Source organism: Streptomyces sp. NPDC048002, assembly GCF_040653275.1.
Lineage (GTDB): Bacteria > Actinomycetota > Actinomycetes > Streptomycetales > Streptomycetaceae > Streptomyces.
Window position 1 is genome coordinate 65,768 of sequence record NZ_JBEZNL010000010.1, and the last position, 16,178, is coordinate 81,945.

Genomic DNA, 16,178 nt, shown 5'->3' on the forward strand with positions numbered 1-16,178 from the left:
GGGCCGTCCAGAGTCTTCGCTGCCCTGTCACTGTGCTCCCCTCGCCAGTTGGCCGGCGGCCGGTGTCGGAGCGCCGCCCGTGTAAGTCACCCGCCACAGTGCGGACTTGGCGTCCGAGGTGAAGAAGCCCCGCCCGTAGTCGAGCACGTAGAGCGCGCCGTCCGGACCGAACCTCCAGTCCATGAGGTTCTTGATGCCGTCGTTGCCGACCGGCACGATCTTCTTCAACGACTCGGAGTGGACCGGGAGTCCGCCCTCGCCATGGTTCGCCGGGTCGGTGATCACGGCGTTGCGCGGCTGGTCGGCGTCGTAGAAGTCACCGACGAACCACTTGCCGTCCCAGTAGGCGGGCCACTTCACCTCGCTCGCGCTGCCCGCGTCGAATCGGTAGACGGGACCGTTCATCGCCGCCTGTCCGCCGCCCTTGAGCCACGGCAGCCGGTACGTCGACTCCGCCTGCTGGTAGGAGGGGACGCCGTTCGCGTCGCGCGGGAAGTCCGGGCCGCCGCCCTGGGGCGAGTACCAGATGTTGTTGCCGGTCACCGGCGGCAGATTGACCAGGCCGTCGTTGTTCGGTGACTCGTTCCTCGGGTGGTCGCAGTCGTACCAGCCGAGCGGCTTGGTCGGATCGGGCAGATTGCGGTCCCGGTAGGGCTGCTTGTTGCCCATGCAGTACGGCCAGCCGCGGTTGCCCGCCTTGGTGATCACCGCGAAGGTGTCGTACTTGGCCGGACCCCAGGTCGGGGACGGCGCGCCCGCGTCCGGTCCGACCCAGCCCGCGTAAAGCGTGTCGGTCGACTTGTCGACGGAGATCCGGGCCGGGTTGCGCACACCCATCACATAGATCTCGCCGCGTGTCTTGCCGCCGCCCTCGTCGGTCTCCCGGCCGGTGAACAGATTGCCCTCCGGCAGGGTGTACGTGCCGTCCGGCTCCGGATGGATGCGCAGGATCTTGCCGTTGAGGTTGTTGGTGTTGCCCGCCGTGCGCCGCGCGTCAGCGAACGACACCCCCTTGTAGTTCGGCTCGGGGTTGTTGCCCGAGTAACCGTCGCTGAACCGGCTGGAGTTGTTGTCACCGGTGGCGATGTACAGGTTGCCCTTGGAGTCCCAGGCCATCCCGCCGCCCGCGTGGCAGCAACTGTGGATCTGCACCGGCCACTTCAGCAGCACCTTCTCACTGCCGAGGTCGAGCTTGTCGGTGGCCCGGTCGAGAGTGAAGCGGGAGACGCGCCGCTCGGCCGTGCGGGTGTCCCGGTCGATCCGGTCGTGCGGGGTGTAGTGCAGGTACACCCACCCGTTCGTCGGGAAGCCGGGGTCCAGCTCGATGCCGAGCAGCCCCTCCTCGACCTTGACCAGTTCGTCCCCGCCGCCCTTGTTGCCGAAGACGGAGAGCGCGCCCGCCAGGGTGACCTGCTTCGTCGCCGGGTCGTAGACGTGGATCTCGCCCCGGCCCTTGCCGATGTCGGGGTTGTTCCAGTCGGTGATCACGGGCCGGCTGGAGTCCGCGCCGCCGCGCCCGATGTAGAGGACCCTCCCGTCGGGCGCGGTGACCAGTCCGTGCGGTTCGCCGATCTGGTCGTTCTGCCCCGGCTGGTTGGGCCGGGTGAGCCGCTCGGCCCGGTAGTTGCCGGTGACGGTGGCCTTGCAGTCGGCCCGTACCAGCCGGGTCGTCCACAGCAGCGCGCCCCGCAGGTGGGCCCGGAAGTCGGTCTCGTCGTACGAGGACACCGTGCCGCCCATGCCGGTGTAGAAGGACCGGCCGCCGTCGTAGTCCCGGCACCAACTGACCGGATGGTCCCAGCCGTTGGCCCCGGTGCCGGGCTGGTAGGTCGTCTCGCGGACCCGGGCCACGGTGTGGACCGTGCCGGTCGGGTTCTTCACCCAGTTCAGCCAGCGGTCGGGGCGTTTCCACTCGACCGGCAGGTCCTTGGTCGCCGGGTGGGCGCGGTCGCCGACCTCCACGGTCGCGCGCTGCGCGGTGGTGGGACCGCCGGCCGCCGGACGGGCGCCGATCAGACCGGTGAACCAGTCCGAGTAGGGTTCCGCCCGCGCCGCGTCGTGCAGGCCGACGAATCCGCCGCCCGCCTCCATGTACGCCTCCAGTCCCGCTTCCTGCTCGGGGTCGAGGACGTCTCCGCCGCCGGTCGGGAAGACCACGGCGTTGAAACGGCCCAGCCGGGTCCCGTCGGTGAAGACCGAGGCGTCGTCCGTCGCCACGACCTTGAAGCGCCGGTCCGCCGGACCGGACAGACCGATCCTCTCGATCGCCTCGATCGCGGCGTTCACCAGCGGCGACTCCTCCCCGGCGGCGGCGGAGTCGTAGAAGATCAGCACTCGTACGTCGGCGCCGCCCGGGGGCGACTTGATGGACATCGTTGTCAGGGACGGGTCCGGGGCCGGCCGCGCGCTTGCGGGCGGTCCCGACACCAGTCCGGCGGCGACGACCCCGGCCGCGACGGTCGCCGCCCAGCCGCGTCTTCTTGCGCTCAACCCTCGTAAGTGCATGGGCACCTCCTCGGTCACAGCAACAGCGCCAAGGAAGTTAGACCTCTTCGCGTCACTCGCCAATACCTATGACCGCATTGAGCCGAACTTTGTCCTGAGTGTGGATAAACGGGTGTGGTCCCGCTACTGTCTCGAACTCCGTACCGGAGCAGGGGAGTTCGGCATGGACAGACGTGGCTTCAACCGGCGGGTACTGCTGGGCGGCGCGGCCCTCACGACATCGTTGTCCTTCCCGCCGGAGGCGGCCGACGCGAGCCGCGCGGCGTCTACGGCCGCCGCCGGGGGCGAGGTCAGACACCTCAAGCTGTACGCCGAGAAACTCGCCGACGGGCAGATGGGCTACGGCCTGGAGAAGGGCAAGGCATCGATCCCCGGGCCGCTGATCGAGCTGAACGAGGGCGACACCCTGCACATCGAGTTCGAGAACACCATGGACGTGACCGCCAGCCTCCATGTGCACGGCCTGGACTACGAGATCTCCAGCGACGGCACCCGGATGAACAAGAGCGACGTCGAACCGGGCGGCACCCGCACCTACACCTGGCGCACCCACGCACCCGGCCGGCGCAAGGACGGCACCTGGCGCGCGGGCAGCGCCGGCTACTGGCACTACCACGACCACGTGGTCGGGACGGAACACGGAACGGGCGGCATCCGCAAGGGCCTCTACGGCCCGGTGATCGTGCGCCGCGCGGGCGACGTCCTGCCGGACCGGACGTACACGATCGTCTTCAACGACCTGCTGATCAACAACAAGCCGGCGCACACCGGGCCGAACTTCGAGGCCACCGTGGGGGACCGGATCGAGTTCGTGATGATCACGCACGGCGAGTACTACCACACCTTCCACCTGCACGGTCACCGCTGGGCGGACAACCGCACCGGCATGCTCACCGGGCCCGACGACCCCAGCCAGGTCATCGACAACAAGATCGTCGGCCCGGCGGACTCCTTCGGCTTCCAGGTGATCGCGGGGGAGGGGGTCGGCGCGGGCGCCTGGATGTACCACTGCCATGTGCAGAGCCACTCCGACATGGGGATGGTGGGGCTGTTCCTGGTGAAGAAGACGGACGGGACGATCCCGGGCTACGAACCGCACGAGCACACCGCGGCGCCGGAGCGCGACGCGGCGCCCGAGGCCGGTGCGGCGCCCGAGGCCGACGCGGTCCACGGCCACGGCGCGTCCCACCAGCACTGAGCGCGGTCCGACCGGGCGAACGCGCTGTCGATCGGGCCCGGGGTGGCGCGCCCCGACGGCGCTTGTCAGTGGGCGGTGGAAGACTCGGGAGAGCAGGCCAGGCACCTCTTGGAGGAGGGCACGATGCTCACCACCCGTTTCGTCAACGGCGCTCCCAACTGGGTGGATGTCGGCACCTCCGACATCGCGGGCGCCACGTCCTTCTACCGGGCCCTGTTCGGCTGGGAGTTCCGGTCGGCGGGCTCCGAGTCCGGCGGCTACGGCTTCTTCCAGCTCGACGGCAGAACCGCGGCCGGGGGCATGCAGATCACGCCCGAGCAGGGCCCACCCGGCTGGAACGTGTTCTTCCGGAGCCAGGACGCGGACGCCACCGCGCGGGCCGTCGAGCGGGCCGGGGGCACCGTGCTGATGCCGCCGGGCGATGTCATGGACAAGGGCAGAGTGGCGATGTTCGCCGACCCCTCGGGGGTGCGGTTCGGCGTGTGGCAGCCGGACGTCCTGACCGGTCTGGACGTGGTGGCCGAGAACGGCTCGCTGTCCTGGGCCGAGCTGTACACCCGGGACGTCGCCCGCGGGGCCGCCTTCTACGCCGCCGTCTTCGGCTGGGAGACCTCGGGAGTGTCCTTCCCCGGTGGCGTCTACACCTGCGTCAATCCCGCGGGCGCGGGCGAGGACGCCATGTTCGCCGGCCTCGTAGACCTGGCCGACGACCCCTCGGGCACCGAGACCGAGCCGTACTGGCTGCCGTACTTCGCCGTGGAGGACGTCGACGGCGTCGTCGCGCGGGCGGGCGAGCTGGGCGGGAAGGTGCGGATGCCCGCCACCGACATCGAGGGCGTCGGCCGCATGGCCAAGCTCGACGACCCCTACGGGGCCCGCTTCGCGGTGATGAGGTTCCTGCCGCCGGAGAACTGACGCCTGAGGGCGACACGCCGCGCCCGTCCCGGCGGACAACACGCCGCGCACAGTCCGTCGGAGCAGCCGCGCACATCCCGGCGGACACCCCGCGCGCCGCCGTGCTTTCGCGGGCGGCGCGCGGGCATCATCGTGCGGTGCCCGGAGTCCCGCGTGGCCGGCGTTGATCCGGCGTTGATCGAACGTTTTTCGCCGCCCGGCACGCTTCAGGCCATGTTCATCGACACAGTCCCCATGCCCGACCTCGCCTGGCAGCAGGAGGCGTTGTGCGCGCAGACCGGGGCGGACTTCTTCTTCCCCGAGCCGGGCAGCTCCGTGCGGGAGGCCAAGCGGATCTGCGGCCTGTGCCCCATCCGCTCCGCCTGCCTGGAGTACGCCCTCGCCAACGACGAGCGCTTCGGCGTCTGGGGCGGACTGTCGGAGAAGGAACGCCTGGCCCTGCGGCGCGCGTCCCACTGAACCCCTTGCCGTCGGAGCCCGCATCAGCCGGCCCGCGCCCTTGATCGTAAATGCGTGCGACCCGTCGGCCGGGGTGCGGATAGGATCCGGGGGCGCGCACCCCGGGCGTAGCGCAGAGGCAGGCGCACCCGCCTTGCCAAGGCGGAACACATCGGTTCGAATCCGATCCCCGGGACCGCGTCGGGGGCCCTGTAGAGCAGAGGCAGACTCGCCGCCTTCTCAGGGCGGATACGCCGGTTCGAATCCGGCCGGGGCCACCACGGACACGGCGGCACACGGGGCGAGGACATGGGCGAGGGCATCGACGAGGAGGAACTGGCCGCCTTCCACCGCACGGTGGGCAGGCTGCGGGCGCTGCCCGTCGACGACCCGGTGCGGCTGCGCGCCGAACAGGTCGCGGCCTCCTTCGCCCGCGACGGACGGCTGCGGCGCCGCAGGACCCGCGGCGAGGAGCGCTCCGCCGCCGACGCGGCCGCCATGGCCGCCACCGCCACCGGGGCGGCGGAACGGCGCGAGGACGCGCCGCTGGCCGACCCCGGCACCTCGGGAGTCTTCCGCAAACCCCGCGGCTGCTATGTCTGCAAGTCCCCCTATCGACAGGTCGACGCGTTCTACCACCGGCTGTGTCCCGACTGCGCCGCCGACAACCGCGCGCGCCGCGCCCTGAGCACCGACCTCACCGGCCGCCGCGCGCTGCTCACCGGCGGCCGGGTCAAGATCGGCTTCCAGCTCGGCCTGATGATGCTGCGGGACGGCGCCGAACTGCTGGTGACCAGCCGCTTCCCGCACGACACCGTGCGCCGCTACCGGGCCGCCCCCGGCAGCGAGAAGTGGTTCGACCGGCTCACCGTCCTCGCCGTCGACCTGCGCGACCCGCGCCAGGTGCTCGGGCTGTGCGAGGAACTGCGCGCCGAGGGCGAGCCCTTGGACATCCTCGTCAACAACGCGGCGCAGACGGTCCGCCGCCCGCCCGAGTCGTACGCCCTGCTCACCGCCGGCGAGTACGACGCGCTGCCCGAAGGCGCCCGGCAGGCGCCCGGCTTCACCCCGATGCGGTCGCTCGGGAGCGGGGCCGCCGCGCTGCCGGCCGCCCTGCGCGAGGCCGACGAGGCCGGACTGCTGCCCGACCCCTCGCCGGAGAACTCCTGGTCGGCCCGGCTCGGCGCGCTCGATCCTGCCGAGGTCCTGGAGACCCAGCTGGTCAACGCGCTCGCCCCGGCGCTGCTCTGCGACCGGCTGCTGCCGCTGCTGCTCGCCTCGCCCCGCCCGCGCCGCTATGTCGTCAACGTGACCGCGGTGGAGGGCCGGTTCGCCGTCCGCAACAAGATGCCCGGCCATCCGCACACCAACATGGCCAAGGCCGCCCTCAACATGCTCACCCGCACCAGCGCCGCCGAACTCGCCGACCGGGGAGTCCACATGTGCGCCGTCGACACAGGCTGGATCACCGACGAGAACCCGGCGCCGAAGAAGGACCGCATGACCCGGTCGGGTTTCCGCACCCCGCTGGACATCGTGGACGGCGCGGCCCGCGTGTACGACCCGATCGTGCGGGGCGAGGCGGGCGACCCGGTGTCCGGAGTGTTCCTGAAGGACTACCGGGAGGCCCAGTGGTGAACCCCGGCCCGGCTCGCGCTACCTTCGCATCCCCACGAACACCTCGGTCCAGAACCGCTGTTGCTGGCGCGACGCCCCCACCAGATAGGTGGCGCGCAGCTTCGGCGGGAGCAGTGGCACCAGCCTGACCACCGCCGTGCGGTGCTTCTTCAGCTGGGACAGCTCCGCGTTGGCGAGGATCTGGTGGACCACGTCACTGTCGTCGGCACCCTCGTCCCCGGCCTCCGCCGCGCTGCGCAGCCGGGCCTCCCAGGCGTGGATGTCGCGGGCGAGTTCGCGCAGGCCCGTCACCGGACGGCCCCGGAACCGGTCGATCAGGGCGGTCAGCGGCACCGGCGCGTACTCGCCGTCACCGAGGTAGACCGTCGCCATCTCCAGCGGCAGGCCCCGCCGGTGCAGTTTGATCAGCCGCTCCAGGGTGCGCTTGGTGATCCAGGCCCGGCCCTCGTCGTCGATGTCGTGCTTCCACCACTCCAGCACCGTCTCGGCGTCCGCGCCGTACCGGGCGAGCAGCCACTCGTTGGCGGGGATGTCCTGCGGTTCCACCTGGAGCGAGGCCGTGAACCGGGTCGCCTGCGCGATGTTGTTCCGCGCCACCAGGAGCTTGCGGCCCAGGTGGTAGGGCGGGTTCTGGACCGCGATCTGCGCCCGCAGGTTCTCGATCGGCCGTCCGGCCAGCGACCACTCCTGGGTGACCTCCATCAGCTTGGCGAACGCGGCCCTGTCCTTGGGGCGGTTGTACTCGTCCCAGATGATCGCCTTGGGCTCGGGCCCGGTGAACGGCGCGGCGAGCAGGTTGTCCAGGGTGCCGTCGGCCGAGGGGATCGGCGCGCACAGGTCCTCGACGTTGGTCACCGGCAGCGAGAAGTAGAGGGCGTCCCGGCCGAGGCCCTCGCGCAGCGTCTGGCGCACCAGTTCCGTCTTACCGCACCCCGGCGGGCCCTGGAGCAGCACCTGCCAGCGGTTGCGCAGCGCCGCCCGCACCACCTGGCGCACCGGGTCGGGGACCGCCGAGGGGTTGGGCACGCCCAGCGCCCTGGCGATGCCGTCCAGGATCTCGGCGGTGCGGTTCCGCCCCGGTCTGCCGTCCGGCCCCGGTTCCGCGAGGCGCAGCCGCTCCCCGTCGACCAGCGGCAGGCCCCAGCGCAGGGGGAAGCCCTCGCGCGCGTTGGCGAGGACGTGGTCGAGGGTGCGCGGGGAGAGCGTCTCGCGCAGCGCGGACGGCAGCGACGCCCACAGCGAGAGGACCGGACGCAGGTCCCAGGGACGGTACTTGGCCGCCAGATGCCGCCGCCAGGACGTGTCGTCGGCGGTGATCCGCATCGTCACCATGCGGTCCAGCAGCGCCAGATCGCTGCGCCGGGCCGAGGTCTCGGCGAGCGACTCGTTGTCGGTGAGGAAGACGCCGACGCAGCCGAGGGCCCGCAGATCGTGCTCGCCCAGCGTCCAGTCGCAGGCGACCTGCATCAGCTGCGACTGGATCGTGTCGCCCGCCTGGAGCGAGTCGTCGATCAGCAGCACGAACGGCCGCCCCGGCTTGAGCTGGCTCATCACCAGCTGGCGCAGCACCAGTTCACCGGTGTGCGGGTCGCGCACCGGCGCGTTGACGAGCAGGTCGTCCGGTGTCAGGTTCGCCGCCGGGACGTACACCAGGGCCGTGCCGGGATGCGCCTTGGCGAGGTGGGTGAAGAACGTCGCCGTCTTTCCGATGCCGTGCTCGCCGAAGATCTGCCCGGTCTGCCGCAGGTCGATCATCGCGTCGATGAAGGACTCCAGGCGGGAGAGGGGCTGCTCGGTCGCTTCCTTGTTCATCTACCGCGATCCTGTGGTGACGCGATGGCAGGCCATCGCGGGGGTGTGTCGCTCGGGCCACTCGTCGCCGCCCTCGGTGATCAGCCAGATCCATTTCTCCGGCTCGGCGGGCGTGATCGGCGGCGCGTATCCGTCGGTGAGCATCACGACGGCGTCCGGATTCTCCTCGAAGGGGGCGCCGTTGACCTCGGTACGGCCCTCCACGTAGTCCGCGACCGCCTGGAAGCTGGTGCCGCCACCGCCGTAGACCCGCTCGCCCGGGGCGAAGGGCATCACCACGCCGTCGAAGGACAGCCAGTGCGCCCGGACCCCGTCGATCCGGCCGACGAACGCGGTGAGCCAGGTGATCACGTGCTGCGGCATGGAGCCGGAGGTGTCGAAGGCGATGACCAGGACCTTGTCCCGGACCGGGCCGCGGCGCGAGAGCATCGGGTCCTGGCCGAGGGCGGTCAGCAGCGCCCCGCGCTTCTTCGGGTACACCAGCCGCTCGCCCTCGCGCAGCCGGGAGGCGAGGACGTCGACCAGCCAGCGCTGCCACCACGCGACGGAGCGGGTCGGCGAGGTCTCGCCGCGGAGCATCCCGGCGCCGAGGCTGCCCCAGATGCGGGCGGCGCGGGCGTTGTCGTCCTCGGTGCGGCCCATCAGGTCCAGCAGTTCCGCCTCCGCGCCCGTGTGCCCGCGCCGCGCCGCCAGCAGGGAGTTGAGCAGCGCGGAGGAGACGATCACGTCCACGGTCTCCTGGTCGGCGGGAACCCCGTCCTCCCCGAGGTGCACGCACAGCCGCCGCTCGGGCACCGGAGGGCGGTGCATCCGCTTCAGCTCGCCGTGGACGCGCAGGTCCGTCTCCACGAACCCCGCGTACGTGAGCGGCTCCAGACCGTGCGCCGTGAGGTCCGCCCGGTACCGCTCGTACACCTCGCGGGGATCGACACCCGTGGGCCGGCCGTCCAGCAGGGGCAGACCACTCCGGCCCAGCCGGACCAGCGCCACATGGTTGACGGACACCTCGGTGGCCAGCTCGAAGACCGGGTCGGCGCGCAGCTCGGGGTCGGCGAACAGATGCCGGTGCACCAGGTGCCGGGCCTCGTGGAAGAGCACGAACTTCACTCCGTCCAGGCCCAGTCGGACGAAAAAGTCCGGGTTGTACAGGAGCAGGCACGTGCCGTCCCCGGAGGCGACCACGGCCGCCGTGTCCACCGCCGTCGTCGGGATCTGGTGCCGGCACTTGGTGTACAGCCAGGACGCCACGGACGACTCGGTCAGCCCGAAGTCCAGCAGCGCGGCCTCCTTCAGCCGCCGCGCCTCCTCGACCACCCCGGCATGGGCCGGGCGGTACCGCTCCAGCGCCCGGCGGTCGGCCAGTTCGACCACGGGGACGCGCCGCCCCCGCTCGCCGTCGTCCCCGTAGGCCATGTGCCACCCCCGTGCCGTTCTCCCCGTGGATCATTGGTACCAGGAGTCACCGACAAGGGGCCAAGGCATTACGATCCGTGTCAAGGACGGGGCCGTAGCGCAGAGGCAGGCGCGCCGGTCTCCAAAACCAGAACACGCCGGTTCGAATCCGGCCGCCCCGTCCCCCTTCCCTGCCTCGGGTCAGGCGATGGCGCCCGCGGTCATCACCAGTTCCGGCGCCGTGCCGTGGAAGGTCTCCATCAGCTGGGCCAGGACCGCCCACGCCTCCTCGCGCTCGCCCAAGTGCTCCCGGACCAGGGGCCGCAGCGCGTCCTCGGCCTCGCGCACCCGCCGGGGGAACAGCAGCCCGCCCATCGCCAGCATCTCCAGCACGTCGACGGCCGGCTCGTACGACAGCGCGTACAGGGCCGGTCCCTCCAGCACACCCGCCTGCCGCAGCCGGTGCGTGAACTTGGGGTGAGAGCCGAACCCGGCGCGCACGTCGGGCGGGCAGTCCGGGCGCACCGACAGCGCCCAGCGCGCGTACCCGGGCAGCGGCCGCTCGCGGTCCGCCTCGCCGACCGTCCGCCAGTCGTCGGCGGTGAGGACCATGGACGCGGCGGTACGGCCCGTGCCCATCGAGGCGACCGCGCGCAGACAGCCGACGAGCCCGAGGCGCGCGTAGCCCTCGGGCACCTCCGGCTCCTCACCGGACAGCGCGGACTCCACGGGGACGCGCGCGGTGCGGCCCGGACCGAACGGGATCCCGCGCAGCACGGCCCGGTACAGACCGGGTTCGGTGGTCAGATGACGGCAGACCGCCGAGTTGAGGGCCGGGTCGTCGTTCTCCAGGATCCACAGCGCCACCGAGACCGGCAGGCGGCCCGGCCACGCCCAGGGCCGCCGGATCCGCCGCAGATGGGCCTCGGGGCCGTCGGGCGCGGGCAGCCCGGTACGGGCCCTGACCCGCTCGGCGGTTGGCTCGTCGACCAGGCCGAGCAGGAATCCGACCGCCCGCTGCGAACTGCTGTTCTCGCGCATGGCCTGCATGATGCCGCAGGCCATGCGTCTTGGCCCAACGGAAAACGGGGCGGCGAAAGTCAGCCCGCCGCGCGCGCCGCCATACGTGCCTTGCGCGCCGCGAGCTTCTCGTCGAACTTGCTCGCCTCGGCGTCCAGACCGCCCATGAACAGGCCGAGTTCGTCCTGCGCCTGCTGACCCTCGGGGCCGAGACCGTCGATCTCCATGACCTTCAGGAAGCGCAGCACGGGCGCGAGCACGTCGTCGTGGTGGATGCGCAGGTTGTAGACCTCGCCGATCGCCATCTGCGCGGCGAACCGCTCGAAGCCGGGCATGCCGTGGCCGGGCATCCGGAAGTTCACGACGACGTCCCGTACCGCCTGCATGGTCAGGTCGGGGGCGATCTCGAACGCGGCCTTCAGCAGGTTCCGGTAGAAGATCATGTGCAGGTTCTCGTCGGCCGCGATACGGGCCAGCATGCGGTCGCAGACCGGGTCGCCGGACTGGTGGCCGGTGTTGCGGTGCGAGATGCGGGTGGCGAGCTCCTGGAAGGCCACGTAGGCCACCGAGTGGAGCATCGAGTGCCGGTTGTCCGACTCGAAGCCCTCGCTCATGTGGGCCATGCGGAACTGCTCCAGCTTGTCCGGGTCCACCGCGCGCGAGGTCAGCAGGTAGTCGCGCATCACGATGCCGTGCCGGCCCTCCTCGGCGGTCCAGCGGTGCACCCAGGTGCCCCAGGCGCCGTCCCGGCCGAACAGGCTGGCGATCTCGTGGTGGTAGCTGGGCAGGTTGTCCTCGGTGAGCAGGTTCACCACCAGCGCGATCCGGCCGATCTCGGTGACCTTGGACTGCTCCTTGTCCCAGGACTCGCCGTCCTCGAAGAAGCCGGGGAAGTTGCGGCCCTCGGCCCACGGCACGTACTCGTGCGGCATCCAGTCCTTGGCGACCTGCATGTGCCGGTTGAGTTCCTTCTCGACGACTTCCTCCAGCGCGTAGAGCAGCTTGGCGTCGGTCCAGGCCGAGGACGGGCTGCCGAGGTGCGGGGAGGTGATCGTCACGGGAACTCCAGGGGGACGTAACACGAGCGGAAGCGGACCGGCGGGCGGTCGGGTGAACCTACGGGATCGTAGGCTACGAATCCGTAGGTTACGAAGCCGTAGGTTAAGAACGCTGTAAAGATTGCTGATCAGCCAGGTTTCCCGGGGTGCCTGAGGGGATGCGGAACAGCCCCGGGAGGCGCAGGTCCCGGGGCCGGTGGAGTGAGCGGTTCACCCGGTCAGGCGTACAGCTCCCGCATCCGCACCGAGAGACACGTCACACATCCCTCCAGCTTCTCGAACTCGCTGATGTCGACCACGACCGGCTCGTGGCCGAGGTCGGTGAGCAGCTCCGCCGTCTTCGGCGCGCCGGCGGAGATCATCACGTGGTGGCCGCCGAGCAGGACGACATGGCCGCCCGCCTCCTCGGGCACCGACAGGAAGCGCGGGAACAGGGACGGCCGGTCGACCTTGGGGATGTGCCCGACGACCGTGCCGTCGGGCAGCGCCGTCACCGCGGACTTCAGATGCAGCACCTTGCTGACGGGTACGGCGACCACCCGGGCGCCGAGCGGCTCGAAGGCGGCCCGTACCTGCTGGACCCCGGCCGCGTTGGTGCGCCCGCCGCGGCCCACGTAGATCGTGTCACCGACCTTCAGCACATCGCCGCCGTCCAGGGTGCCCGGCTCCCAGACCCAGTTCACCGAGCAGCCGAGGGCGGCGACGGCCTCCTCGACGCCCGCGGTCTCGGGGCGGCGCGCCTCGGCGCCGGGGCGGGTGATCAGCGCGACGTTCTTGTACATGACCACCGTGTCCTCGACGAACACGGAGTCCGGGCAGTCGTCGGCCGGGTCCACCTCGACGGTCTCCCAGCCGTGGGTGCGCAGCGCCTCGGTGTACGCCTCCCACTGCTCGGTGGCGAGATCGACGTCGACCTTCTCCCGCTCGATGTGCGTCACCAGCCCCTCCGCGAGGCGCGGGCTGGGGCGGCGGACGAGGGCCTTCTTGCTGGGCACGAGCTTCTCCGAATCGGCGACCTGGCCCGGCGCCCGTGACGCGACGCCGGTCCGCCATCATGCAGTCCTGGCCCGCCCGGACAAAACCCCCGTCACCAGGCTGTGCCCCACCTGAGACGTGCCCTGTGAAGGACCCCGGGAGACGGCGGGCCTCCGGCGTGGGCCCGGTGAAGATCCCCAGGTGAGACCGGGCGCGAGTCCCCGGCGCCCGACACCCGGCCGCACACCCGGCCCCCGGCCCCCGGCCCTCGGCTCTCGGCTCTCGGCCCTTGGCCCTCGGCCCTTGGCCCCCGGCTCTCGGCTCTCGGCCCCCGGCTCTCGGCCCCCGGTCCTGGCCCTCGGCCCGCGGTTCCGGCCTCGGTGCTGGGGCGGCCAAGTCCGGCCCCGATGGTTGGGGACCCGCGCCCGGCCCCGGCCTCGGCTCTCAGCCCCCGGTCCTGGCCCTCGGCCCGCGGTTCCGGCCTCGGTGCTGGGGCGGCCAAGTCCGGCCCCGATGGTTGGAGACCCGCGCCCGGCCCCGGCCTGGGACCCCGGCCCCGGCTTGGGATCCCGGCTCCGGCTTGGGATCCCGGCTCCGGCTTGGGATCCCGGCCCCGGCCCCCGGCCGAGGCCGCGGCCCCGGTGCTGGGGCGACCGCGGCCGGGTCCGGCTCGGGTGCGTGGTGGTTACGCGGGGCGGGCGACCTCCTCCGCCGAGGTCTCCCGGAGTTCCCCGTCGAGCAGCAGCCAGCGGGTGATGCCGAGCGACTCCAGGAACGGCAGGTCGTGGCTGGCCACGATCAGCGCGCCCTCGTACGACTCCAGCGCCGTGGTGAGCTGCCGGACGCTCGCCATGTCGAGGTTGTTCGTCGGCTCGTCCAGCATCAGCAGCTGCGGTGCCGGCTCGGCCAGCATCAGCGCCGCCAGCGCCGCCCGGAAGCGTTCGCCGCCGGAGAGCGTCGCCGCCTTCTGGTCGGCCCGGCCACCCCGGAACAGGAAGCGGGCCAGCCGCGCCCGGATCCGGTTGTTGGTGGCGCCCGGCGCGAACCGGGCCACGTTCTCGGCGACGGTCCGCTCACCGTCCAGCACATCGAGCCGCTGCGGCAGGAACCGCATCGGCACATGCGCCGTGACCTCGCCCGACAGGGGCTGGAGCTCCCCCGCGATCGTGCGCAGCAGCGTGGTCTTGCCCGCGCCGTTGCGCCCGATCAACGCGATCCGCTCCGGCCCGCGCAGGTCGAGCCCGCCGGCCACCTTCGCGCCGTAGGGCAGGTCCAGATCCTGGAGCGTGAGGACCTGACGGCCCGGCGGCACGGCCGTGAACGGCAGGTCGACACGGATCTCGTCGTCGTCCCGCACCGCCTCCACCGCCTCGTCGAGCCGCTCCTTGGCCTCGGCCAGCCGCTCCTCGTGCATGATCCGGTGCTTGCCCGCGGACTCCTGCGCCGACCGCTTGCGCGCCCCCATGACGATCTTCGGTTCGCGCTTCTGCTCGAACATCTTCTGGCCGTACCGCTTGCGGCGGGCCAGCTTGACCTGGGCGTCGGTCAGTTCGCGCTTCTGCTTCTTCAGATCGGCCTCCGCGACGCGCACCATCCGCTCGGCGGCCTCCTGCTCGATCTCCAGCACCTCCTCGTAGGCCGAGAAGTTGCCGCCGTACCAGGTGATCTCCCCGGACCGCAGATCCGCGATCTGGTCGACCAGGTCGAGGAGTTCACGGTCGTGGCTGACCACGACCAGGACCCCCGGCCAGGAGGCGACCGCCGCGTACAGCCGGCGGCGCGCGTACAGGTCCAGGTTGTTGGTCGGCTCGTCCAGCAGCAGGACGTCCGGCCGGCGCAGCAGCAGCGCGGCGAGCCGCAGCAGCACCGACTCCCCGCCCGAGACCTCCCCGACGGTGCGGTCCAACTGGATATGGCCGAGCCCGAGTTCGCCGAGGGTGGCGAGGGCGCGCTCCTCCACGTCCCAGTCGTCGCCGACCGTCTCGAAGTGCTCCTCCGCGACGTCGCCGGACTCGATCGCGTGCAGGGCGGCCCGCTGGGACGCGATGCCGAGCGCCTCGTCGACGCGCAGCGCGGTGTCGAGCGTGACGTTCTGCGGGAGGTAGCCCACCTCGCCGGCCACGCGGACGGTGCCGTCGGCGGGGGTGAGTTCCCCGGCGACGAGCTTCAACAGGGTTGATTTTCCTGACCCGTTCACTCCCACGAGCCCGGTGCGGCCGGGCACGAAGGCGGTGTCGAGCCCCTCGAAGACGGGCGTGCCGTCCGGCCAGGCGAAGGCGAGGGAAGTACAGGTGATGGAACGTGACATGCGGGTCTCCGCGGTTGCTCGAAGTGATCAAGGGCAAGCGCGTATCGAGACACTTGCGACCACGTCGGGGCTCGGAGGGCATGAGAAAAGCCCTGTACCGGAGGACGGCTCGAACGCCGAGGTCGCACGCTGCGCACACACCTCACGGGGTGTGACGCGGTGTCTCAGGACCTCAGACGAGCAACGTCCTTCTCCAATCGACGGCAACAGGACCGCTGTACACGTTAGGAAAGGGCGGGACGGGCTGTCAACGGAATAAAGACCGGAGGCGGGCGGCGCCCGGTCTCAGTGGGCGTCCCGCATCAGGACCGCCAGATCGTGGTCCAGGTCCAGCTGGAGGTGCTCCAGACCGACCGGCACCAGCTCGGCCGTGGCCTCCAGGAAGCGCCGCACCTCCCCGGTGCGGACATGGATGACGGCCGTGCCCTCGGGGGCGTGGAACTCCAGGACGGTGCGGTCGTAGCCGTAGGGCCGGACCCGTACGTCGCCGTGCCCGACGCTCTCGTCGAGGCCGTCCGTGAGGAGCTCGCGGCCGAAGGTCCAGCAGACGTCCACGCCCTCCAGCGTGGCCGGCGCCGGGAAGGTCATGCGCACGGCGAACGGGTCGTTCCGCTCGTAGTGCAGGGTGGCCGGAATGTTCGCCATCCGCGGCGCGGCGGCGACGAGACGGGCCTCTACGGGCTGCTCGATGACGTAGGACAACGCCTTGCTCCTCTGCGACGGCTGGACGGACCCGCGCGCGGACGCGGCCGGACACCTCGGAAGACGACGGAACGCGCCGATCCGTGCATCCGGGGGGCGAGTGACCTCGGTCACCGCGCTTCACACAGGCGCGGGGCGGCGTTCGTCCATTGTTCCCCCGGAGGTGGCGCGGGGCCGGTGAGGCGGTCTGGACGGGGTCCGGGGCGTGGACTAGCTT

Annotated in this window: 12 protein-coding genes and 3 tRNA genes; 7 read left to right on the forward strand and 8 right to left on the reverse strand. The window is 71.5% G+C overall.

The window, feature by feature from the left end; translation table 11 throughout:
* Positions 1-27 precede the first annotated feature (27 nt).
* Positions 28-2,505, reverse strand: a complete 2,478-nt coding sequence (locus AB0E07_RS15580; RefSeq protein ID WP_362250971.1) for a ThuA domain-containing protein — start codon at positions 2,503-2,505, stop codon at positions 28-30.
* A gap of 163 nt (positions 2,506-2,668) precedes the next feature.
* On the opposite strand from AB0E07_RS15580, the gene AB0E07_RS15585 reads away from it, so the two are divergent.
* From AB0E07_RS15585 to AB0E07_RS15610, 6 genes are all read left to right on the forward strand, one after another.
* Positions 2,669-3,703, forward strand: a complete 1,035-nt coding sequence (locus AB0E07_RS15585) for a multicopper oxidase domain-containing protein (RefSeq protein WP_362250974.1) — start codon at positions 2,669-2,671, stop codon at positions 3,701-3,703.
* A 123-nt stretch (positions 3,704-3,826) separates the two neighbouring features.
* Positions 3,827-4,618 carry a VOC family protein gene (locus AB0E07_RS15590; RefSeq protein WP_362250977.1) on the forward strand — a complete coding sequence of 264 codons (792 nt, stop codon included), beginning with the start codon at positions 3,827-3,829 and terminating at the stop codon, positions 4,616-4,618.
* A gap of 213 nt (positions 4,619-4,831) precedes the next feature.
* On the forward strand, positions 4,832-5,077 hold the full coding sequence (locus tag AB0E07_RS15595) for a WhiB family transcriptional regulator (protein WP_362250980.1): 246 nt from the start codon (positions 4,832-4,834) through the stop codon (positions 5,075-5,077).
* Between the two features lie 100 nt (positions 5,078-5,177).
* Positions 5,178-5,252 (forward strand) — tRNA-Gly (locus AB0E07_RS15600).
* Positions 5,253-5,262: 10 nt separating this feature from the next.
* Positions 5,263-5,337 (forward strand) — tRNA-Glu (locus tag AB0E07_RS15605).
* A gap of 28 nt (positions 5,338-5,365) precedes the next feature.
* A complete protein-coding gene (locus AB0E07_RS15610) occupies positions 5,366-6,694 on the forward strand; it encodes an SDR family oxidoreductase (RefSeq protein WP_362250983.1) in 1,329 nt (442 codons plus the stop codon).
* Between the two features lie 18 nt (positions 6,695-6,712).
* Here the strand turns inward: AB0E07_RS15610 and AB0E07_RS15615 are convergent, their stop codons facing one another.
* Complete coding sequence (locus AB0E07_RS15615) at positions 6,713-8,506, reverse strand: AAA family ATPase (RefSeq protein ID WP_362250986.1); 1,794 nt, start codon at positions 8,504-8,506, stop codon at positions 6,713-6,715.
* Positions 8,507-9,919 (reverse strand): hypothetical protein, encoded by a 1,413-nt coding sequence (locus tag AB0E07_RS15620; protein WP_362250988.1) that lies wholly within the window; start codon positions 9,917-9,919, stop codon positions 8,507-8,509.
* 87 nt (positions 9,920-10,006) lie between these two features.
* On the opposite strand from AB0E07_RS15620, the gene AB0E07_RS15625 reads away from it, so the two are divergent.
* Positions 10,007-10,080: transfer RNA gene (locus tag AB0E07_RS15625), tRNA-Trp, on the forward strand.
* A gap of 19 nt (positions 10,081-10,099) precedes the next feature.
* Here AB0E07_RS15625 and AB0E07_RS15630 read toward each other — a convergent pair.
* From AB0E07_RS15630 to AB0E07_RS15650, 5 genes are all read right to left on the reverse strand, one after another.
* The gene (locus AB0E07_RS15630) at positions 10,100-10,939 is read right to left on the reverse strand and encodes a hypothetical protein (protein ID WP_362250991.1); all 840 of its coding nucleotides are present in this window, start codon (positions 10,937-10,939) and stop codon (positions 10,100-10,102) included.
* Between the two features lie 59 nt (positions 10,940-10,998).
* Positions 10,999-11,976 carry an acyl-ACP desaturase gene (locus AB0E07_RS15635; RefSeq protein WP_362250993.1) on the reverse strand — a complete coding sequence of 326 codons (978 nt, stop codon included), beginning with the start codon at positions 11,974-11,976 and terminating at the stop codon, positions 10,999-11,001.
* 218 nt (positions 11,977-12,194) lie between these two features.
* Entirely contained in the window at positions 12,195-12,971 is a 777-nt protein-coding gene (gene ddaH, locus AB0E07_RS15640) for a dimethylargininase (protein WP_362250996.1), read from the reverse strand.
* 665 nt (positions 12,972-13,636) lie between these two features.
* The gene (locus AB0E07_RS15645) at positions 13,637-15,259 is read right to left on the reverse strand and encodes an ABC-F family ATP-binding cassette domain-containing protein (RefSeq protein ID WP_362250999.1); all 1,623 of its coding nucleotides are present in this window, start codon (positions 15,257-15,259) and stop codon (positions 13,637-13,639) included.
* Between the two features lie 285 nt (positions 15,260-15,544).
* On the reverse strand, positions 15,545-15,961 hold the full coding sequence (locus AB0E07_RS15650; protein WP_362251002.1) for an SsgA family sporulation/cell division regulator: 417 nt from the start codon (positions 15,959-15,961) through the stop codon (positions 15,545-15,547).
* Between the last annotated feature and the right edge of the window lie 217 nt (positions 15,962-16,178).